The sequence below is a fragment of the Acidovorax sp. Leaf73 genome (assembly GCF_916855635.1).
GTDB classification, from domain to species: domain Bacteria; phylum Pseudomonadota; class Gammaproteobacteria; order Burkholderiales; family Burkholderiaceae_C; genus Acidovorax; species Acidovorax facilis.
The window spans coordinates 267842-289042 of record NZ_CAKASI010000006.1; the positions used below are offsets into that span (position 1 = coordinate 267842).

19 protein-coding genes are annotated in these 21201 nt (G+C 64.2%); 12 read left to right on the forward strand and 7 right to left on the reverse strand.

Annotated elements, in window-relative coordinates; genetic code table 11:
• Window positions 1–18: 18 nt before the first annotated feature.
• The 5 genes from ubiE to serA form a co-directional block, all read right to left on the reverse strand.
• Entirely contained in the window at window positions 19–750 is a 732-nt protein-coding gene (gene ubiE / locus LPA35_RS20905) for a bifunctional demethylmenaquinone methyltransferase/2-methoxy-6-polyprenyl-1,4-benzoquinol methylase UbiE (RefSeq protein WP_228898726.1), read from the reverse strand.
• Between the two features lie 214 nt (window positions 751–964).
• Complete coding sequence (locus LPA35_RS20910) at window positions 965–1387, reverse strand: gamma-butyrobetaine hydroxylase-like domain-containing protein (protein ID WP_121507416.1); 423 nt, start codon at window positions 1385–1387, stop codon at window positions 965–967.
• Between the two features lie 80 nt (window positions 1388–1467).
• Window positions 1468–1899, reverse strand: coding sequence for an HIT family protein (locus LPA35_RS20915; RefSeq protein WP_228898729.1), 432 nt, complete (start codon window positions 1897–1899; stop codon window positions 1468–1470).
• Between the two features lie 163 nt (window positions 1900–2062).
• Window positions 2063–5989 (reverse strand): FAD/FMN-binding oxidoreductase, encoded by a 3927-nt coding sequence (locus tag LPA35_RS20920; protein ID WP_228898731.1) that lies wholly within the window; start codon window positions 5987–5989, stop codon window positions 2063–2065.
• A gap of 72 nt (window positions 5990–6061) precedes the next feature.
• Window positions 6062–7291: a phosphoglycerate dehydrogenase gene (gene serA, locus LPA35_RS20925; RefSeq protein WP_228898732.1), complete on the reverse strand. Its 1230-nt coding sequence runs from the start codon at window positions 7289–7291 to the stop codon at window positions 6062–6064.
• Window positions 7292–7588: 297 nt separating this feature from the next.
• Here serA and ugpB point away from each other — a divergent pair, with 297 nt between their 5' ends.
• From ugpB to ugpQ, 6 genes are all read left to right on the forward strand, one after another.
• Window positions 7589–8905 (forward strand): sn-glycerol-3-phosphate ABC transporter substrate-binding protein UgpB, encoded by a 1317-nt coding sequence (gene ugpB / locus LPA35_RS20930; RefSeq protein ID WP_055399138.1) that lies wholly within the window; start codon window positions 7589–7591, stop codon window positions 8903–8905.
• A 120-nt stretch (window positions 8906–9025) separates the two neighbouring features.
• Window positions 9026–9907: a sn-glycerol-3-phosphate ABC transporter permease UgpA gene (gene ugpA / locus LPA35_RS20935; protein ID WP_228898733.1), complete on the forward strand. Its 882-nt coding sequence runs from the start codon at window positions 9026–9028 to the stop codon at window positions 9905–9907.
• Window positions 9908–9909: 2 nt separating this feature from the next.
• Window positions 9910–10761: a sn-glycerol-3-phosphate ABC transporter permease UgpE gene (gene ugpE / locus LPA35_RS20940; RefSeq protein ID WP_121422465.1), complete on the forward strand. Its 852-nt coding sequence runs from the start codon at window positions 9910–9912 to the stop codon at window positions 10759–10761.
• A 61-nt stretch (window positions 10762–10822) separates the two neighbouring features.
• Window positions 10823–11833 (forward strand): sn-glycerol-3-phosphate import ATP-binding protein UgpC, encoded by a 1011-nt coding sequence (locus LPA35_RS20945; RefSeq protein WP_055399144.1) that lies wholly within the window; start codon window positions 10823–10825, stop codon window positions 11831–11833.
• 4 nt (window positions 11834–11837) lie between these two features.
• Window positions 11838–12206 (forward strand): VOC family protein, encoded by a 369-nt coding sequence (locus LPA35_RS20950; RefSeq protein WP_228898734.1) that lies wholly within the window; start codon window positions 11838–11840, stop codon window positions 12204–12206.
• Complete coding sequence (ugpQ, locus tag LPA35_RS20955) at window positions 12203–12988, forward strand: glycerophosphodiester phosphodiesterase (RefSeq protein WP_228898735.1); 786 nt, start codon at window positions 12203–12205, stop codon at window positions 12986–12988. The genes LPA35_RS20950 and ugpQ overlap by 4 nt, the downstream gene beginning before the upstream one ends.
• A gap of 111 nt (window positions 12989–13099) precedes the next feature.
• Here ugpQ and LPA35_RS20960 read toward each other — a convergent pair whose 3' ends face one another.
• Together LPA35_RS20960 and LPA35_RS20965 are read right to left on the reverse strand one after the other, a co-directional pair.
• Window positions 13100–14068, reverse strand: a complete 969-nt coding sequence (locus LPA35_RS20960; protein ID WP_228898736.1) for a tripartite tricarboxylate transporter substrate binding protein — start codon at window positions 14066–14068, stop codon at window positions 13100–13102.
• A gap of 151 nt (window positions 14069–14219) precedes the next feature.
• The gene (locus LPA35_RS20965; protein ID WP_057228849.1) at window positions 14220–14498 is read right to left on the reverse strand and encodes a hypothetical protein; all 279 of its coding nucleotides are present in this window, start codon (window positions 14496–14498) and stop codon (window positions 14220–14222) included.
• 72 nt (window positions 14499–14570) lie between these two features.
• On the opposite strand from LPA35_RS20965, the gene hemA reads away from it, so the two are divergent.
• The 6 genes from hemA to LPA35_RS20995 all read left to right on the forward strand — a co-directional run bounded on the left by hemA (window position 14571) and on the right by LPA35_RS20995 (window position 21096).
• Entirely contained in the window at window positions 14571–15890 is a 1320-nt protein-coding gene (hemA, locus tag LPA35_RS20970) for a glutamyl-tRNA reductase (RefSeq protein WP_228898739.1), read from the forward strand.
• Window positions 15891–16004: 114 nt separating this feature from the next.
• Window positions 16005–17093: a peptide chain release factor 1 gene (gene prfA / locus LPA35_RS20975; RefSeq protein WP_121507422.1), complete on the forward strand. Its 1089-nt coding sequence runs from the start codon at window positions 16005–16007 to the stop codon at window positions 17091–17093.
• A 73-nt stretch (window positions 17094–17166) separates the two neighbouring features.
• A complete protein-coding gene (gene prmC / locus LPA35_RS20980; protein WP_228898741.1) occupies window positions 17167–18018 on the forward strand; it encodes a peptide chain release factor N(5)-glutamine methyltransferase in 852 nt (283 codons plus the stop codon).
• Between the two features lie 61 nt (window positions 18019–18079).
• Complete coding sequence (gene grxD, locus LPA35_RS20985; protein WP_055399159.1) at window positions 18080–18403, forward strand: Grx4 family monothiol glutaredoxin; 324 nt, start codon at window positions 18080–18082, stop codon at window positions 18401–18403.
• A gap of 155 nt (window positions 18404–18558) precedes the next feature.
• Window positions 18559–19566, forward strand: coding sequence for an AAA family ATPase (locus tag LPA35_RS20990; RefSeq protein WP_055399161.1), 1008 nt, complete (start codon window positions 18559–18561; stop codon window positions 19564–19566).
• Window positions 19567–19737: 171 nt separating this feature from the next.
• Window positions 19738–21096 (forward strand): hemolysin family protein, encoded by a 1359-nt coding sequence (locus LPA35_RS20995; RefSeq protein WP_228898748.1) that lies wholly within the window; start codon window positions 19738–19740, stop codon window positions 21094–21096.
• Window positions 21097–21201 lie beyond the last annotated feature (105 nt).

Sequence of the window (21201 nt, forward strand, 5' to 3'; positions counted from 1 at the left end):
AATGACTGAGCGAAACGCTCAGCACTTGATTCCAACATGCAAGGCCACAATGCCCCCAGTCATGTTGTGATAGTCCACATGCCCAAAGCCATTTTTTTGCATGAGGCTTTTGAGCTCTTCCTGCCCGGGGTGCATGCGGATGGACTCGGCCAGGTAGCGGTAGCTGGCGTCGTCGCCCGCCACCAGCTTGCCCAACTGGGGCAGCACCTTGAACGAATACCAGTCGTACACCTTTTCGAGTGGCTTTGCGACCTTTGAAAACTCCAGCACCAGCAGCTTGCCGCCGGGCTTGAGCACGCGGCACATTTCGGCAATCGCCTGGTCCTTGTGCGTCATGTTGCGCAGGCCAAAAGCAACGCTCACCACATCGAAATGTGCGTCGGGGAACGGCAGCTTCTCGGCATCGCAGACCAGTGTCGGCAACACCACACCCGCATCAATCAGGCGGTCGCGCCCCACGCGCAGCATGGCTTCGTTGATGTCGGTGTGCACCACACGGCCGGTGGCGCCCACCTTCTTGGAGAACGCCAGCGCCAGGTCGCCCGTGCCCCCTGCAATATCGAGCACCTGGCTGCCTTCGCTGAGGTTGGCCACCATCACGGTGTAGGCCTTCCAGGCACGGTGCAGGCCCGCCGACATGAGGTCGTTCATCACGTCGTACCTGGAGGCCACGGAGTCGAACACGCCGCGCACGCGGCGTGCTTTTTCCTGCTCGTCCACCGACTGAAAACCGAAATGCGTGGTGCTCATAAGATTCATGCTAGGCGCGTGAACGCCAGAGGTACAGCGACAACCCCGCACTGAAATGGGGCATCTGTCGCAATTTGGACAACGCTATTGAAAAGAAATCAGCCGCCAGCGCCTTTCTATATTGCACCAACAGCTATTATTTCAATAGCACCTTGACAGACAAGGGCTTCCGCCGAGTTCTGTGCTCCTCCAGAAAAACACCCGGCCCGCAGCCTCAATGACTGCCACAGGCATGGCCACCGGCACCACCCTGAGGCGCCATCGGCGCATCGCGGTCCGCCCCCGCAGCGGCCAGCCGCTCGGTGTACTGGGTCCACAGCGCGTCTTGCTTGTCGCCCAGTTCGTAGAGGTAGTCCCAGGTGAAGATGCCGCTGTCATGCCCGTCAGAAAACGTGGGCTTGACCGCATAGTTGCCCACGGGTTCCAGGTTGACCAGCGTGACCTCCCGCTTGCCCGTCTGCAGCACTTCCTGGCCTGGGCCGTGGCCCTGCACTTCGGCCGACGGTGAATACACACGCATCAGCTCGAACGGAATGCGGAACGTGGTGCCATCGGAGAACCCTACTTCGAGCACCCGCGATGCCTCATGCACCGTGATTGCCTGCGGCGTGGGCGCACCCGCTTTCAAACCTGCCATGGATTCACCTGTGAGAAAACTGTTGTCAGAAACGACCTCCGCGATTGTCCCACCCGCTCCGGGGCACACCGCAAACAGGGTTACCGGGTAGGCAACTGCGCCAGCCGCGATTGCAACTGCGCCTCCAGCGCGGGCAGCAGGGTCCGTACGCCGGCCTCTTGCGCCGCCGGGCTGGGCCGCTGCGCCGCCGCCCACACGGGCGATGGAAAGTGACTGTCCCAGTCAAACCGCGCAATCAGATGCCAGTGCAGGTGCGGCACCATGTTGCCCAGCGCCGCGATGTTGACCTTGGTGGGCGACAGGTGCTGGCGCAGGGCCTGCTCCACCAGGGCCACTGCCTCCATGCAGTGCACACGATCAACGGCAGCCAGGTCCGAGAACTCGGCCACATGTGCATTCCACACCACGCGATAGAAGGCAGGAAACCCCGCCTCCTGCGCACGGATGACACGCAGGCGCTCACCACGCCAGACTAGCGCACCGCCATCTTCAGCGCACAGTGGGCAACTCATTGGCACGACTCCATGGCGCTGCCTGCCATCCGCATCGATTGAAACCGGCGCGGCGCCAAGCCAGGGACACCGAGCAAGGGCCGCCCCGCAGCGAGGGTGTCGTCCCCCTCCCGCGCAGCGAGAGAGGGGGAAGGCGCGAAGCGACTCAGGGGGAGCTTCATTTCTAGACCAGCACCCGCTCGATGCCGCCGTTGTTGGCACGCTGTACGTAGTCGGGCATCCAGTTCTCGCCCAGAATCTCGCGCGCCATCTCGACCACGATGTAGTCGGCTTCGAGCAGGCCGTTGTTCAGATCGCCTTCGTAGCGGTTCAGGCCCTGCAGGCAACTGGGGCAGCTGGTGAGGATCTTCACGTTGTCCTGCGCGCCGACAGCACCGCTGGCACGCAGCTGGGCTTCGCCCTTTTTGATCTCTTCTTCCTTGCGGAAGCGCACCTGCGTGGACACGTCGGGCCGGGTCACACCCAGCGTGCCCGATTCGCCGCAGCAACGCTCACTCTTCAAGACCTGCTCGCCCACCAGCGCCTTCACGGTCTTCATCGAGTCCTGCAGCTTCATGGGATTGTGGCAGGGCTCGTGGTACAGGTAGGCGCCCTTGCCTTGCAGCTGAATGCCCTTTTCCAGCAGGTACTCGTGGATGTCAATGATGCGGCTGCCCGGGAAGATCTTGTCAAACTCGTAGCCCTGCAGCTGGTCGTAGCAGGTGCCGCAACTCACCACCACGGTCTTGATATCGAGGTAGTTGAGCGTGTTCGCCACGCGGTGGAAGAGCACACGGTTGTCCGTGATCATCTTCTCCGCCTTGTCGAACTGACCCGAGCCGCGCTGCGGGTAGCCGCAGCACAGGTACCCGGGCGGCAGCACGGTCTGCACACCGGCGTGCCACAGCATGGCCTGCGTGGCCAAGCCCACTTGCGAGAACAGCCGCTCCGACCCGCAACCGGGGAAGTAGAACACCGCCTCCGTCTCGGCGGTGGTGGCCTGCGGGTTGCGGATGATCGGCACGTAGTCCTTGTCCTCGATGTCGAGCAGCGCGCGCGCCGTCTTCTTGGGCAGGCCGCCCGGCAGCTTCTTGTTGATGAAATGGATCACCTGCTCCTTGATCGGAGCGGTGCCCACCGTCGCAGGCGGCTTGGCCGTCTGCTTGCGGCCCACCTTGCGCAGCAGGTCCACGGCCAGGCGCTGAGCCTTGAAGCCCACATCCACCATGGCCGAACGCATGAACTTGATGGTGTCCGGGTTGGTGGCGTTGAGCATGGTCATCGCCAGCGCGTTCCCAGGCCGGAACGTCTTCTTGCCCATCTTGCGCAGCAGGTTGCGCATGTTCATGGTGACGTCGCCGAAGTCGATCTTCACCGGGCAGGGGCTTTCGCACTTGTGGCACACCGTGCAATGGTCGGCCACGTCCTCGAACTCCTGCCAGTGCTTGATGCTCACACCCCGGCGGGTCTGCTCTTCGTACAAAAACGCCTCGACCAGCAGCGAGGTGGCCAGGATCTTGTTGCGCGGGCTGTAGAGCAAATTGGCGCGTGGCACGTGCGTGGAGCACACGGGCTTGCACTTGCCGCAGCGCAGGCAGTCCTTGACGCTGTCGGCAATCGCGCCGATGTCGCTCTGCTGCATGATCAGCGACTCGTGGCCCATCAGCCCGAAGCTGGGCGTGTAGGCATTCGTCAAATCGGCGTGCATCAACGCAGCGTTTGAAGCATTCGAAGCATTTTTGGCCTGCAGCGCTTGTCCATCAATCGCTGGAAGCTCCTGATTTCGGAGCAACTTACCCTTGTTGAAACGACCTTCCGGGTCCACCTTGCGCTTGTACTCGGCAAAGGGGCGCAGCTCTTCGTCGGTCAGAAACTCCAGCTTGGTGATGCCAATGCCGTGTTCGCCCGAGATCACGCCGTCCAGGCTGCGCGCCAGCACCATGATGCGCGCCACGGCCTCGTGCGCGGTCTGCAGCATCTCATAGTCGTCGCTGTTGACGGGCAGGTTGGTGTGCACATTGCCGTCGCCCGCATGCATGTGCAGCGCCACCCACACCCGGCCCTTGAGCACGCGCTTGTGGATGGCCACAGCCTCGTCCAGGATGGGCTTGAACGCCGCGCCGGTGAAGATGCCTTGCAGCGGCGCCCGCAGCTGGGTCTTCCAGCTCGCACGCAGCGTGTGGTCCTGCAGCTGGGGGAACAGCGTTTCCACATCGTGCAGCCAGCCCTGCCACAGGGCGCGCACCTCTTCCACCAGTGCGATGGCCTGGGCCACGCGGTCTTGCAGCAGTTCGGGCGAGGGCACTTCGTCGTCGGCGTCGTGCTTGCCCAGGGGCAGGTTGCCGCGCTCGAAGAACTCGGTCAGCGCGTCGCACAGCTTGAGCTTGTTGCGCAGGCTCAGCTCGATGTTGATGCGCTCGATGCCGTCGGTGTACTCGGCCATGCGCGGCAGCGGGATCACCACGTCTTCGTTGATCTTGAAGGCGTTGGTGTGGCGGCTGATGGCCGCCGTCTTCTTGCGGTCCGCCCAGAACTTCTTGCGCGCATCGGCCGTGATGGCCACAAAGCCTTCGCCGCTGCGGGTGTTGGCCAGGCGCACGACCTCGCTGGTCACGCGGGCCACGTCGTCGGCGTTGTCGCCCGCGATGTCGCCAATCAGCACCATCTTGGGCAGGCCGCCGTTGCCCTTCTTGCTTTTGGTGGCGTAGCCCACTGCCTTCAGATAGCGGTCATCCAGGTGTTCCAGGCCCGCCAGCAGCACGCCACTGCGCTTTTGCTCGGCGAACATGAAGTCCTTGATCTCGACGATGCTGGGCACGGCGTCCTTGGCGTTGCCAAAGAACTCCAGGCACACGGTGCGCGTGTGCTCGGGCATGCGGTGCACCACCCAGCGTGCGCTGGTGATCAGGCCGTCGCAGCCTTCCTTCTGGATGCCGGGCAGGCCCGCCAGGAACTTGTCCGTCACGTCCTTGCCCAGGCCTTCCTTGCGGAAAGTCTTGCCCGGGATGCTCAGGCGCTCGGTGCGCACGGGCGTCTTGCCATCGGCCTCGAAATACTGCAGCTCGAAAGTGGCCACTTCCACGTCATGGATCTTGCCCATGTTGTGGTCCAGGCGCGTCACTTCGAGCCACTGGGCGTCGGGCGTGACCATGCGCCAGCTGGCCAGATTGTCCAGCGCCGTGCCCCACAGCACGGCCTTCTTGCCGCCCGCGTTCATGGCGATGTTGCCGCCAATGCAGGAAGCCTCGGCACTGGTCGGGTCCACCGCAAACACAAAACCTGCACGCTCGGCCGCATCGGCCACGCGCTGGGTGACCACGCCGGCTTCGGTCCACACCGTGCCCACCTCGCGGTCCATGCCCGGCAGGCGGCGCATTTCCACCTCGGTCATGGCTTCAAGCTTTTCGGTGTTGATGACCACCGACTTCCAGGTCAGCGGGATCGCGCCGCCGGTGTAGCCGGTGCCGCCCCCACGCGGGATGATGGTCAGACCCAGCTCGATGCAGCCCTTGACCAGGCCCACCATCTCGACCTCGGTGTCGGGGGTCAGCACCACGAACGGGTACTCGACGCGCCAGTCGGTCGCATCGGTCACATGGCTCACGCGCGAGAGGCCGTCGAACTTGATGTTGTCCTTGGCTGTCAGGCGGCCCAGCGTCTTCTGGATCTGGCGGCGCAGCTGCGCGGCCTGCTCGAAGGTGGCGTTGAATTCGGCCACTGCGCGGCGCGCAGCGACGACCAGTTCACCCACCAGGCGGTCGCGTCCGGCGTCATCGGCAGGGGTGCGGCGCTTTTCGATCTCGCCCAGGCGGTGCTGAAGGGCATCGACTAGCAGCTTGCGGCGGTTGGGGTTGTCCAGCAGGTCGTCCTGCAGGTAGGGGTTGCGCTGCACGACCCAGATATCGCCCAGCACTTCATACAGCATGCGGGCCGAGCGGCCGGTGCGGCGCTCTTTGCGCAATTGGTCCAGCACCTCCCAGGATGAAGACCCCAGCAGGCGGATCACGATCTCCCGGTCGGAGAACGAGGTGTAGTTATAAGGAATTTCTCGCAGACGGGCAGGCTCGGCGGCCTGCGTCTGCAAGGCCGCCAACGCGATCGGAACATTCATGGGGGTCTACCTGGGGTGGGGGCGTGATTTTATGCCACGGTGCCCTCCCCGCGTCGGCCCCCACTCTGGCGCTCAGAACAGCACGCGGCTGCGCAGGGTTCCGCCGACCTGCGCAAGCTTGTCCAATGCCAGATCCGACGAGGCGGCGTCGATGTCGATCACCACATAGCCGATCTTCTCGTTGGTCTGCAGGTACTGGGCCGAGATGTTGATCTGGTTGTCCGAGAAGATGCGGTTGATTTCGGACAACACACCCGGCACGTTGCGGTGAATGTGCAGCAGGCGGTGCTTGCCGGGGTGGGCGGGCAGCGCGACCTCTGGAAAGTTCACCGACGAGGTGCTGGTGCCGTTGTCGCTGTATTTCACCAACTTTTCCGCCACTTCGAGGCCGATGTTGGCCTGTGCCTCCATGGTGGAGCCGCCGATGTGGGGAGTCAGGATCACGTTGTCCAGGCCACGCAGGGGGGACTGGAACTCGTCCTTGTTGGTGCGTGGCTCGACCGGGAACACGTCGATGGCTGCACCCAGCAGCTTCTTGGCCTTGAGCGCTGCGGCCAGCGCTTCAATATCCACCACCGTGCCCCGCGCGGCGTTGATGAGGATGCCACCTGGCTTCATGGCCGCGATCTCGGCGGCGCCGATCATTCCCTCGGTGGACGGCAACTCGGGCACGTGCAGGCTCACGATGTCGCTCTGGCCCAGCAGGTCGTGCAGGTGCTGCACCTGGCGGGCATTGCCCAGGGGCAGCTTGTTGACCACATCAAAGAAGGCCACGTGCATGCCCATGGCCTCGGCCAGCACCGACAGCTGGGTGCCGATGGAGCCGTAGCCCACGATGCCCAGGGTCTTGCCCCGGATTTCATACGCGTTGTCGGCCGACTTGAGCCAGCCGCCCCGGTGCGCCACCGCGTTCTTCTCGGGGATACCGCGCAGCAGCAGGATGGCTTCCGCCAGCACCAGCTCGGCCACCGAGCGGGTGTTGGAGTACGGCGCGTTGAACACCGCAACGCCACGCTCGCGCGCTGCGTTCAGATCCACCTGGTTGGTGCCAATGCAAAAGCAGCCCACGGCCACGAGCTTGTGGGCCTGGGCAAACACTTCCTCGGTGAGCTGCGTGCGCGAGCGGATGCCCACAAAGTGCACATCCGCGATCTTGCGCTTGAGCTCATCGTCGGGCAGTGCGCCAGACACCGTCTCGATCTGCGTATAGCCCGCCGCGCGGATCACATCCACCGCAGAGGAGTGAATGCCTTCGAGCAGCAGAAATTTGATCTTGTTCTTGTCCAGCGAATTGGTGGCCATGGCAATAAGAAAGAGGGAGATGGAGAAAAGAAACCGGCGCGCTGCGGCGCGAACGAACCGGTGCGACAGGGACCAGCGAACAGTCACCAGCATGGTGCATTGCACAAAACCTTGCAAGCCTCGGCAAATGCGCCACACCTTGTCACAAAAGAGTCACAATCGCTCCCCTTGCGGGTTACCCAAGGGGTTTCCCGGTTGTTGCAAGCGCTGGGGTCATGCGACAACGACATATCAATGTCACATCGGCTGCATAGCATCCAGCCTTTGTGCTTTTCGTCATCCTCGGAGGAAATATTCATGCAAACGAAGCATCTGGCGGTCTGCGCTGCCATCGCCCTGTCGGTCTGCGCACCTGCGCAAGCCCAGGCGCAGCAAGTTGAGATTCAGTGGTGGCATTCGATGAGCGCAGCGCTGGGCGACTGGGTCAATGACCTGGCCAAGCAGTACAACGCCAGCCAGACCAAGTACAAGGTCGTGCCCACTTACAAGGGCACTTATGACGAATCCATGACAGGCGCCATCGCCGCCTTCCGTGCGGGCAACGCCCCCCACATCCTGCAGGTGTTTGAAGTGGGCACCGCCACCATGATGGCCAGCAAGGGCGCCATCGTTCCCGTCGCCAAGGTATTGAACGACGGCGGCTTCAAGTTCGACCCCACCCAGTACGTGTCAGCTGTGGCTGGCTACTACACCGCGCCCAATGGCCAGATGCTGAGCTACCCGCTCAACAGCTCCACGACGGTGTTCTATTACAACAAGGATGCCTTCAAGAAGGCCGGCCTGGACGCCGACAAGCCGCCCAAGACCTGGCCCGAAGTGTTTGCCGCCGCGTCCAAGCTCAAGGCCAGCGGCCACAGCTGCCCGTTCACCACCAGCTGGATCAGCTGGACGCAGCTTGAAAGCTTCTCGCTGTGGCACAACACGCTGTTCGCGTCCAAGAACAACGGCTTTGACGGCAACGACGCCCAGCTGCAGGTCAACTCGCCATTGCACGTGCGCCACTTCGAGAACCTGGCCAAGGCCTCCAAGGACGGCAGCTTCGTCTACAAGGGCCGTGGCAACGTGCCGGACGCATCCTTCCCATCGGGCGAGTGCGCCATGATGACGGGCTCCTCGGGCCTGTACGCCCGCGTGGCCAAGGAAGCCAAGTTTGCCTACGGCATCTCGGCCCTGCCCTACTACCCTGATGTAAAGGGTGCTCCCCAGAACACTGCCATCGGTGGTGCCAGCCTGTGGGTGATGTCTGGCAAGAAGGCCGAGGAATACAAGGGCGTGGCCGATTTCCTGAACTTCCTGAACGACACCAAGGTGCAAGCTGCGAGCCACCAGCGCACCGGCTACCTGCCTGTGACCATGGGCGCCTACCAGCTGACTGAGGCGTCGGGCTTCTACACCAAGAACCCCGGCACCGACGTGGCCGTGACGCAGATGATCAAGAAGGCCACGGACAAGTCGCGCGGCATCCGCCTGGGCAACTTCGTGCAGATCCGCGCCATCATCGACGAGGAAACCGAGCAGATCTGGTCGGGCAAGAAGTCGCCCAAGGAAGCACTGGACACCGCCGTGACCCGTGGCAACGAGCAACTGGGCCGCTTCGCCCGCGCCAACAAATAAACACTGCCGAACATCTGCCGATACCGCCCAGCAGCACTGCCGGGTGGCATCGAAAGCCCGCCGCCCCGTCAACCCTATTGGTTCACGGGGCGGCGGGGTTTTCTTTTTGAGAGTTTCGACATGGAAAAACGCGTTTTATTCCGCTCTGCATGGCTGCCATGGGTGCTTCTGGCACCCCAACTGGCCATCATCAGCGTCTTCTTTTTCTGGCCAGCCGGCCAAGCCCTGGTGCAGTCGTTCCAGATGCAGGACTCCTTCGGGTTTTCGAAGGAATGGGTCGGTTTCGACAATTTCCGGGACCTGTTCCAGGACCCGGGTTACCTGGCATCGTTCAAGACCACGGCCTTCTTCTCGATCCTGGTGGCGGTGAGCGGCATCACGCTGTCGCTGTTCCTCGCGATCTTTGCCGACCGCATCATCAAGGGCGCCATGATCTACAAGACCGCGCTGCTGCTGCCCTACGCCGTGGCGCCTGCGGTGGCGGGCGTGCTGTGGATGTTCATGTTCTCGCCCTCGCTGGGCGTGGTGGCCTACATGCTGCGCCAGTCGGGTTTCGACTGGAACCACATGCTCAACTCCGACCACGCGATGGCGCTGATCGTGATTGCGGCGGTGTGGAAGCAGATCTCCTACAACTTCCTGTTCTTCCTGGCGGGCTTGCAGTCCATCCCCAAGTCGCTCATCGAGGCGGCCGCGATTGACGGTGCAGGCCCATGGCGCCGCTTCTGGAGCATCCAGTTCCCGCTGCTGTCGCCCACCACGTTCTTCCTGCTGGTGATCAATGTGGTGTATGCGTTCTTCGACACCTTCGCCATCGTGGACGCCACCACGCAGGGCGGCCCGGGCCGCGACACGTCCATCCTGGTCTACAAGGTCTACCACGATGGCTTCAAGGCCATGGACATGGGCGGCTCGGCCGCGCAGTCGGTGGTGCTGATGGCCATCGTTGTTGTGCTCACCGTCATCCAATTCCGCTACGTCGAGAAAAAGGTTCAATACTAAAAATGGTCGAACGTAGCCCCTACCTCACAGCGTTCTCGCACCTCATCATGGTGCTGGGCGTGATCATCGTCGGCTTCCCGCTGTACCTGGCCTTCGTGGCCTCCACCCATACGGCGCAGGACATCGTGCAGGTGCCCATGCCCATGGTGCCCGGCGGCAACTTCTGGCAGACCTACCACGACGCCTTGTTCGGCGGCGGAACCGGCGCGGGCTCTACCGCACCCGTGGCGCACATGATGTGGGTGAGTTTTGTCACCGCCATGGTCATCACGCTGGGCAAGATCGCCATCTCGCTGTTGTCGGCGTTTGCCATCGTGTACTTCCGCTTCCCTTTCAAGGGCATCTGCTTCTGGCTGATCTTCATCACGCTGATGCTGCCCGTGGAAGTGCGTATCGGGCCCACCTACCAGGTGGTATCGGACCTGGGCATGCTCAACACCTATGCGGGCCTCACAGTGCCGCTGATCGCCTCGGCCACGGCCACGTTCCTGTTCCGGCAGTTCTTCCTCACGGTGCCCGATGAACTGGTCGAAGCCGCGCGTGTGGATGGCGCCGGTCCGATGCGCTTTTTCAAGGACATCCTGGTGCCACTGTCGCGCACCTCGATTGCCGCGCTGTTCGTGATCCAGTTCATCTATGGCTGGAACCAGTATCTGTGGCCCCTGTTGGTGACCACGTCCGAAGACATGTACCCCGTGGTGATCGGCATCAAGCGCATGCTGGCCGGCGGCGACGCAGGCAACGAGTGGAACATCGTGATGGCCACGGCCCTGCTGGCCATGCTGCCACCTGCCTTTGTGGTGGTGGTCATGCAGCGCTGGTTCGTCAAGGGCCTGGTGGACACTGAAAAATAAAGATAAAACGGGCCCTACCGCTTCATACATCTGCGCTAGCAGCTACATATTTAATAGCAAAATGGCATCCATCTCTCTTCGCAACATCATCAAGCGCTACGGGCACGGCCCCAAGGCCAACCAGGTCATCCACGGCGTGAACGCCGAGGTCAAGGACGGTGAATTCATCGTGATCGTCGGCCCCTCGGGCTGCGGCAAATCCACCCTGCTGCGCATGGTGGCAGGCCTGGAAGAAATCTCTGGCGGCGAACTGCGCATCGGCGACCGCGTGGTGAACAACCTGGAACCTGCCCAGCGCGACATCGCGATGGTGTTCCAGAACTACGCGCTGTACCCGCACATGACGAACTTCGACAACATGGCGTATGGCCTGAAGATCGCCAAGGTGCCCAAGGACGAGATCAAGGCGCGCGTGGACAAGGCCGCCAAGATCCTCGAACTGGGCCACCTGCTGGAGCGCAAGCCGCGCGAACTCTCGGGCGGCCAGCGCCAGCGCGTGGCCATGGGCCGCGCCATCGTGCGCCAGCCCCAGGTGTTTCTGTTCGACGAGCCGCTGTCCAACCTGGACGCCAAGCTGCGCGCCCAGACCCGCCTGGAGATCCAGAAGCTGCACCGCGAGCTGGGCATCACCAGCCTGTTCGTCACACACGACCAGGTCGAGGCCATGACATTGGCTGAACGCATGATCGTGATGAACGCCGGCAACATGGAACAGTTCGGCACGCCCGAAGAGGTCTACCACACGCCCGCCTCCACCTTCGTGGCCAGCTTCATCGGCTCGCCGCCCATGAACCTGCTCAAGAACGCGCCGAGTGCCGCCCCCGGCACCATCCTGGGCATTCGCCCCGAGCACCTGGATGTGCGCAGCGAAGGCTGGGCGGTCACGGTCGAGACGGTGGAGCTGCTGGGCGCCGAGCGCCTGATCTATGGCCGCATCAATGGCGAGCAGATCATCGTGCGCGTTGAAGAAGGCACGCACTCCCCTGCGCCCGATTCCGTGATCCATGTTCAGCCCCGCGCAGATCGCCTGCACGCGTTCGATGCCACCACCGGCAAGCGCATCGCGGCCTGAGCCGATGCCACCCAAGCCAGCTGCCAGTGCCGGGGGCAAGGTTCAGGCCACAGTCCCGGTGCTGGCGTCTCTGGACCTTGCAGAAACCCTGCGGTTCTACACCAGGCACCTGGGCTTTGATCCGCTGCTGGAGATGGACAACTACCTGATCCTGCAGCGCGATGGCTGCGAGCTGCACTTCTGGCCCTGCACCGAGCGCCACGTTGCAGAGAACACCTCGTGTTATGTGCGTGCCGACACAGAAGCGCTGCACGCGGATTTCACGGCGCGCGGCCTGCAGATGGCGCCACCTGTTGTCCAGCCCTGGGGCATGAAGGAGATGTTCGTCATCGACCCCCACGGCAACCTGCTGAAATTTGGTGAACCCGCATGAGCGCACCCTCGTCCCCCCTCGCCCCCTGGCCCTACCCCCGCTGGATCGCCCACCGCGGCGCCGGCAAGCTCGCCCCTGAAAACACGCTGGCCGCCTTCCGGCTGGGAGCACAGTATGGCTATCGCATGTTCGAGTGCGATGCCAAGCTGAGTGCCGACGGCGTACCGTTTCTGATGCACGATGCCACGCTGGACCGCACGACCAATGGCGCGCCGGCACTGGGCTCGGTAGCGAGCGCGGTCGGGGGCGATCACCCCTGGGCGGCCCTGTCACAGCTGGATGCTGGCGCCTGGCATTCACGCAGCTACGCCGGCGAGCCGCTCCCCACGCTGGAGAACATTGCGCACTACTGCATCGCCAACGGGTTCTTGCTGAACATCGAGATCAAGCCAACACCCGGCGTGGAGGAAAAGACTGGCCAGGTAGTGGGCGAGCATGCGGCGCGGCTGTGGCACGGCCAGGCGGTGTTGCCCCTGTTCTCGTCATTCCGACCCGAAGCGCTGGTTGGCGCCCGCGCCACGGCACCCCACATCCCCCGCGCCCTGTTGCTGGACACGCTGTGGGACGGCTGGCACAACACGGCCCGCGAGCTGGGCTGCGTGGCCATCGTCTGCAACCACGCGCTGTGGGATGCGGCGCTGGTTGCGCGCGTCCACGGCGACGGCCTGCGCGCGCTGAGCTACACGGTGAACGACGACTGGGCCGCACAGCGGCTCATCGCCCTGGGCACGGACGGCATCATCACCGACCGCGTGGACTTCTTTTCGCCCGCCACGCCATAGGGCGCGCCTTCAAACCATCCACGCCCCAAGCCAGTGCCACCGTGGAACCGGCTTCGCCGGGCCAGGGGTGGCGTCCCCCTTCAGGGGGAAGGCGCGCAGCGCCTCAGGGGGTCAGTCCAGCTTCGCGCCCGACTTTTTCACCGCCTCGGCCCAGCGTGGCATCTCGGACGCCAGGAATTTCGCGAAGTCCTCAGAGCCCAGAAACGCCGGGTCGGCCCCCTGGCTCACCATGCGGTTGCGCACATCGGGCATCTGCAGCACCTGGCCGAAGGCCTCGCTGAGCTTGTTCACAGCCTCCTTGGGCGTGCCGGCCGGGGCCAGAAAGCCATAGAAACCCACCACCTCGAATCCCTTGATGCCGCTCTCGATCACCGTGGGCACATCGGGCAGTGCGGGGTTGCGCTCCTTGCTGGTCACCGCCAGGGCGCGCACCTTGCCCTGTTTGTGGTACGCGGCGGCCTGCGGAATGCTCTCGGCCATGAACTGCACCTGCCCGCCCATGAGGTCGGTGAACGCCGGGGCACTACCCCGGTAGGGGATGTGCACCATGAACAGACCCGTGGCGGTCTTGAACATCTCGGGCACCAGGTGGCTGATGCCACCATTGCCCGCCGAGCCAAAGTTGACCTGGCCCGGCTTGGCCCGGGCGTAGTCCATGAACTCCTTGAGGCTCTTGGCAGGCACGTTGGGGTTCACCAGCAGCGCCAGTGGCTGCATGGCGGTGCGCGCAATCGGCACAAAGTCCTTGAGAGTCGAATACGGCAACCGGCTGTAGAGCCCCGGGTTGATCACCATCACACCCGTGTTGGCCAGCATGATGGTGTGGCCGTCGGGCGGTGCTTTCATCACGTCCTGCGCGCCCACGGTGCCACCGGCACCGGCCTTGTAGTCCAGCACCACCGGCTGGCCGAGCACGGCCTGCAGCTTATCGGTAAGCAAACGGGCATGCTGGTCCAGCGGACCGCCCGCCGGAAACCCCACCACGATGCGAATGGGTTTGGAAGGGAAGGCCTGGGCCTGCGCGGCGGCAGACAGGGCAAGACCTGCGGCAAGGGCGATCCAGGTACGCATCAGCTTCATGGGGGGTGTCTCCAGCAGTCAGTGTTATGGGTGTGCGTCCTTCAGCGGCGGACCATGGGGCGACGCCGCTGAAGAGGCACCAAGGCTAGCAGACACCAGGGCGCCAGAACCCCGTCCCCCGGCCCTCGCAAACCCTCAGGAGGGCAGGCGCTCAGGCCTTCCAGCCCCGCACCAGAACCCACTGGCAGGTTGCACAGACCACGACCAGGGCAGCGTAGGTCAGCATCTTGCCGTCACGCCCCCACACCACAAGCCCTGCCAGCAGCGTGGCCAGCCCGACCCCAAAAACAACAGCGGCATGCAGCCACCCCGAGAGCGTTGCGGGCGCCTTGGAGTGGATGAAACGCCTTGAAAGCACCAGCAGCAGCGCCATGGCGGCGGCAGGTGCCGCAAAATTGAGCAGGTGGTTGAAAACGTCCAGAGGACCCATGGAATTGACCCAAATCAAGGCTTGAACAAGCAAGGCCGCCTGTTCGGGCCAACAATTTTATAATCGGTGACTATGGCAGTCTGGGCCCTCGGCATCAACCACACCACCGCGCCGCTCGATCTGCGTGGCCGGTTCGCGTTCGCGCTCGACCAGATTGCCCCCACGTTGCACGGTTTGCGCCAGTCGCTGGGCACCACCAGCCGCCACCCCGGGGTGGAAACAGCCATCATCTCCACCTGCAACCGCACCGAAATTTACTGCGCGGGCGAGCAGGCAGCCATGGACCATACGCTGGGCTGGCTGGCCCAGAGCGGCGGCGTCAGCCCCGCGCTGCTGCGCTCGCACTCGTACACCTTGGAAGACAGCCTCGTCGCACGCCACGCCTTCCGCGTGGCCAGCGGGCTCGATTCGATGGTGCTGGGCGAGGCCCAGATCCTCGGCCAGATGAAAGACGCCGTGCGCGCTGCCGAAACCGCTGGCGCCCTGGGCACCACGCTCAACCAGCTGTTCCAGCGCAGCTTTGCCGTGGCCAAGGAAGTGCGCAGCAGCACCGAGATTGGCGCGCACAGCATCAGCATGGCCGCCGCCGCAGTGCGTCTGGCGGGCCAGCTGTTTGAAGACATCTCCGAGACCAAGATTTTGTTCGTCGGCGCGGGCGAGATGATCGAGCTGTGTGCCACGCACTTCGCCGCCAAGAACCCCAAGGCCATCGCCATTGCCAACCGCACCCTGGAGCGCGGCGAAAAGCTAGCCACCCGGTTTGGCGGCGAGGTGATGCGCCTGGCCGACCTGCCCGAGCGCCTGCACGAGTTCGACGCCGTCATCAGCTGCACCGCGAGCAGCCTGCCCATCATCGGCCTGGGTGCCGTGGAGCGCGCCCTCAAGAAGCGCCGCCACCGCCCCATGTTCATGGTCGATCTGGCCGTGCCGCGCGACATCGAGCCCGAGGTCAAGGCCCTGGGCGACGTGTACCTCTACACCGTGGACGACCTGGCCAGCGTGGTGCAAACCGCGCAGGCCAACCGCCAGGCCGCCGTGGCCCAGGCCGAGGCCATCATCGACGCGGGCGTGCAAAGCTTCATGCACTGGATGGAGCTGCGCAGCCCCGCAGCCGCCGAGGGTGGCGTGGTGCCGCTGATCCAGCAGCTCAACGCCCAGACGGACGAGTGGCGCGCGCTGGAAATCGCCCGTGCCAAGAAGCTGCTGGCCAAGGGCGAGGACGTGGACGCCGTGCTCGAAGCCCTGTCGCGCGGCCTCACGCAGAAGATGCTGCACGGCACCCTGGCCGAGCTGCGCGCGGGCGACGCCGAGATGCGCGCCCAGACGGCCCAGACCGTCTCGCGTCTGTTCCTGCGCTCGCAAAGCAAGACGCCCAACAACAACGGCCTGTAGCGGCGCTCGCCCGCTCCGCAGCCGCCCCGGTTTTCATCAAAATCGGCCCCTAGCGCTTGATACACAAGCGCCACAAGCTACCAAATATGTAGCAAACCATTTTTCCAGAATTCCATGAAACCCTTTCTCCGAAGCCAGCTGGAGCGCTACGCACAGCGCCTGGGCGAACTCGACTTCCTGCTCTCGCGCGAAGACATCATGAGCGACATGGCGCAGTACCGGCGCATCTCCGTCGAGCATGCCGAAGTCACGCAGGTCGCCGGCCGCTACGCCCGCTACCAGCAGCGTGAGGCCGATCTGGCCGGCGCGCGCGAGATGCTGGCCGACCCCGACATGGCCGAGATGGCGCAGGAAGAAATCACCAGCGCCGAGGCCGAGCTGCTGCAGCTGGAAGACGAACTGCAGCGCCTGCTGCTGCCCAAGGACCCCGACGACGCGCGCAACGCGTTCGTCGAAATCCGCGCGGGCACGGGCGGCGACGAGTCGGCCCTGTTCGCGGGCGACCTCACGCGCATGTACACCCGCTACGCCGCCAACGTAGGGTGGAAGGTGGAGGTGGTGAGCGAGAACGCGGCCGAGTTGGGTGGCTACAAGGAAATCGTGCTGCGCATAGAGGGTGACCATGTTTACGGGGCTCTCAAATTCGAATCCGGCGGCCACCGCGTGCAGCGCGTGCCCGCCACCGAAACCCAGGGCCGCATCCACACCAGCGCCTGCACCGTGGCCGTGATGCCCGAGCCCGACGAGCACGAGGCCATCAAGCTCAACCCGGCAGACCTGCGCATCGACACCTTCCGCGCCAGCGGCGCTGGCGGCCAGCACATCAACAAGACCGATTCGGCCGTGCGCGTGGTGCACTTGCCCACCGGCATCGTGGCCGAATGCCAAGACGGCCGCAGCCAGCACAGCAACAAGGCCAAGGCGCTGCAAGTGCTGCAGGCACGTATCCAGGAAAAGGAGCGCAGCGAGCGCGCCGCCAAGGAGGCCGCGCTGCGCAAGGGCCTGATCGGCAGCGGCGACCGCAGCGACCGCATCCGCACCTACAACTTCCCGCAAGGGCGCCTCACCGACCACCGCATCAACCTCACGCTGTACAAGCTGCTGCAGGTGATGGAAGGCGACCTGGGCGATGTGCTGCAGGCCCTGGCCCACGCCCGCGAGGCCGAACAGCTCGAAGAGCTGGAGATGGGTACCGCAAGCTGAACCATATTCAGAATTTGAACAATATTGGCCTCTAGCGCTTATCTGTCATGCGCTAGCCGCTATTAAATCAATAGTGACCAACACATCCCCCACCCTCGCCCAGGCCCTGAACCAAGCCCACACCCTGGGACTGGCGCGCATCGACGCGCAACTGCTGCTGCTGCACACCCTGGCGCGCCACGACGCAGGCCGCGCCTGGCTGCTGGCGCACGACACGGATGCGATGGAAGAGGCAGCACATGCCCAGTTCATCGCCCTGTGCCAGCGCCGCTTGGCGGGCGAGCCAGTGGCCTACCTCACCGGACGCAAGGAGTTCTACGGCCTGCCGCTGCAGGTGGACGCCCGCGTGCTGGACCCACGCCCCGACACCGAAACCCTGGTGGACTGGGCCCTGGAAGTGATCGCCCCGCTGACATCGCCGCGCGTGGTGGACCTGGGCACTGGCAGCGGCGCCATTGCGTTGGCGCTGCAAAGCCAGCGCGCTGACGCCAAGGTACTGGCGGTGGACGCGAGTGCCGATGCATTGGCCGTGGCCCAGGCCAATGCACAGCGGCTGGGTTTGCCGGCGCGGTTTCAGCGCAGTGATTGGCTGCGAGGCGTGGATGGTTTTTTTGACGCGATCATCTCCAACCCCCCCTACATCCCCAGTGCCGACCCCCACCTGGCCGCGCTGACGCACGAACCCCTGCAGGCCCTGGCCAGCGGCGCAGACGGCCTCGAAGACATCCGCACCATCGTCGCCCAGGCGCCCGCGCACCTGCAGCCGGGCGGCTGGCTGCTGCTGGAGCATGGCTACGACCAGGCCGAAGCCGTGCAGGCCCTGCTCGCCACCCAGGGTTTTGCCTTGGTACAAAGCCGCAATGACCTCGCGGGCATTGCGCGTTGCTCGGGCGGGCAGTGGCCGCTGGCGCAGACAGTGAAATAATCCACCCCATTGCGGGCTTTCAAAACCCCACGCCCGCCAGCCCCTTTCAAGGAGTATTCCCATGAGCGACACCCAACAACGCATCGACACCCTCGTCAAATCCAGCGACATCCTGCTGTTCATGAAGGGCAACGCCAGCTTCCCCATGTGTGGCTTCTCGGGCCGCGCAATCCAGATCCTCAAGGCCTGCGGCGTGGACCCCAAGAGCGTGGTGACCGTCAACGTGCTCGAAGACGACGAAATCCGCCAGGGCATCAAGGAATACAGCAACTGGCCCACGATCCCCCAGCTGTACGTGAAGGGCGAGTTCATCGGCGGCTCGGACATCATGATGGAGATGTACGAGTCGGGCGAACTCAAGCAGGTGCTGGGCACCGAAGGCTGATCGACGCGGCCACTGCCCCGTGCAAACCAGGCCGCCTTCGGGCGGCCTTTTTGTTTGCCCGCAACAGTGGCACCAATCAGGGGCTTTTCCGGTACTGAAGCGGGCATGTTGTGTGCTTGAATGGTTGCGTGACGTAACCATCACAGGAGCATGCAATGACCAGCCATAGCCTTGTTCCCCAGCCACCCGCCCTGCGCTTGCCGGTGGCCCAGATGCGCAATGTGTTCCACCCCGGTGACGTCGAGCGCAAGCTCGCACGGTTGCAGGAGTCGGGCAACCAGCGCGAATACGAAACCCTGCGCACCGTGTACGAACGCATGCTGGAGCGTGGTCCGGAGCGCTTTCAGGTCAAGCCCTCGGGCATCCCCGACATGGCCAGCCTGTATGAGCAGTTGCCCAACTTCACCGAGGTGCTGGACGACGTCAAGCGCCACGTGGCACTGGCGCAGGACAGCAGCGATGGCCTGGAGGTCACGCCCATGCTGCTGCTGGGCCCGCCCGGCATCGGCAAGACCCACTTTGCGCGCCACCTGGCCGAGCTGCTGGGCACGGGCATGAACCTCTTGCCCATGAGCTCCATGACCGCAGGCTGGCTGCTGTCGGGCTCGTCCGCACAATGGAAAGGCGCACGCCCGGGCAAGGTGTTCGAGGCGCTGGTGGAGGGCGAATACGCCAACCCCGTGATCGTGGTGGACGAGATCGACAAGGCCAGCAGCGATGCACAGTACGACCCGCTGGGCGCGCTGTACAGCTTGCTGGAGTACGACACCGCCCAGAGCTTTACCGATGAGTTTGCGGAGGTGGCCATCGACGCCAGCCAGGTGATCTGGATCACCACCGCCAACGACACGCGCGGCATCCCCGACCCCATCCTGAACCGCATGAACGTGTTCGAGGTGGAGGCGCCCACGCTGGAGCAGGCGCGCACCATTGCCCGCAACCTGTACCAGGGCATCCGCGCAGGGCACGACTGGGGCCGCCTGCTGGATCCGGAGCCGACGGACGACGTGCTGGACCACCTGGCACAGATGCCCCCCCGTGAGATGCGGCGTGCGCTGATGACGGGCTTTGGCAATGCGCGGCTGGACCGCCGGTCCACCGTGGAGATTGCTGATCTGCCCAAGGCGGCGTCAGGGCGCAGCCGCATCGGTTTCGTGCAATAACAAGGCCCCCGCCGCCAGTCCTGCGCTCGCCCGCAGGACTGGCCTTCGGGGCCCCAACCCCGAAGGCCCACCAGCCCCCCCGGTGTGTGCACACCTGGGGTAGGTGCCTGCGGAACGCCCAGATACACTCAGTCATCCGGTGTGCCGCAGCGCCACGCTCCGTCGCCATTCATGACCCTCTCCCAAAGCCTCTTTGTCATCGGGCTGCTGATTGCAGCCAGCGCCTTTTTCTCCATGGCCGAGATCTCGCTCGCCGCAGCGCGCCGCCTGCGCCTGCGGCAGATGGCCGACGAAGGGGATGCCAGGGCGGACCAGGTGCTGCGCATGCAGGAGCAGCCGGGCGACTACTTCACCGTGGTGCAGGTGGGGCAGAACGCCGTGGCCATCCTGGGCGGTATCGTGGGCGAAGGTGCGCTGAGCCCCCACTTCACCACGCTGTTCGGCCTGTGGCTGTCGGAATCAGCCGCGCAGAAGGCGGGCTTTCTCGCCTCGTTCCTGGTCATCACCTCCCTTTTCATCCTGTTTGCCGACCTGTTCCCAAAACGCCTGGGCATGGCCGATCCCGAGCGGCTGGTGGTGCGGCTGGTGCAGCCCATGGCCTGGTGCATGGCGCTGCTGCGCCCTGTGGTGTGGTTCTACAGCCGGGGGGCGGATGCGCTGTTCCGGGTGCTGGGCATGTCGTCGTTGCGGGACGACCGCATCACCTCGGACGACATCCTGGCGATGATGGAAGCGGGTGCGCGTGCCGGCGTGCTGGCCGCCCGCGAGCAGCAGGTCATCACGAATGTGTTCGAGCTGGACACGCGCATGGTGTCCAGCGCCATGTCCCCCCGCGACCGTGTGGCCTTCTTCTTGCGCGACGAGCCGGACTCCGTGATCCGCCTGCGCATTGCTGCCGAGCCTTTCTCCACCTACCCCGTGTGCGAGGGGGACATCGACCATGTGGTGGGCTATGTGGATGCCAAGGACCTGTTCCAGCGCGTGCTGAACAACCAGCCCATTTCGCTGGCCGATGACAGTCTGGTGCGCAAGGTGCTGATCGTCCCAGACCGGCTCACGCTGTCGGAGGTGCTGGAGCAGTTCCGCCAGGTGCACGAAGACTTTGCCGTCATCGTCAACGAATACAGCCTGGTGGTGGGCGTGGTCACGCTGAACGACGTGATGAGCACCGTGATGGGCGACCTGGTCGGCCCGGCTGATGAAGAGCAGATCGTGCGGCGCGATGAAAACTCGTGGCTCATCGACGGCGTCACACCGGTCGAGGACGTGCTGCGCGCACTGTCGCTGGACGAGCTGCCCCACGCGGGCGACTACGAAACCCTGGCCGGGTTCCTGATGGTGATGCTGCGGCGCGTTCCGCGCCGGACGGACAGCGTGAGCTGGGGTGGCTACAAGTTCGAGGTGCTGGACGTGGACAGCTACCGCATCGACCAGGTCATGGTGTCTCGCCTCGGTACCGCCCAGTCAGCAGGTTCCGGCCAGACCATCCCGGCCTCCCCAGCAGACAGCGCTGCGCCGACTTCGACCTAGGCCTGTGGGCGAACGGGCTCCATCGGCTTTTCGGGAGCTGACTCCTGTTGCCGCTTGCAGAGTTTCAGACAATCAGCCAAATTGGGATCTAGCGCTTGATGGACA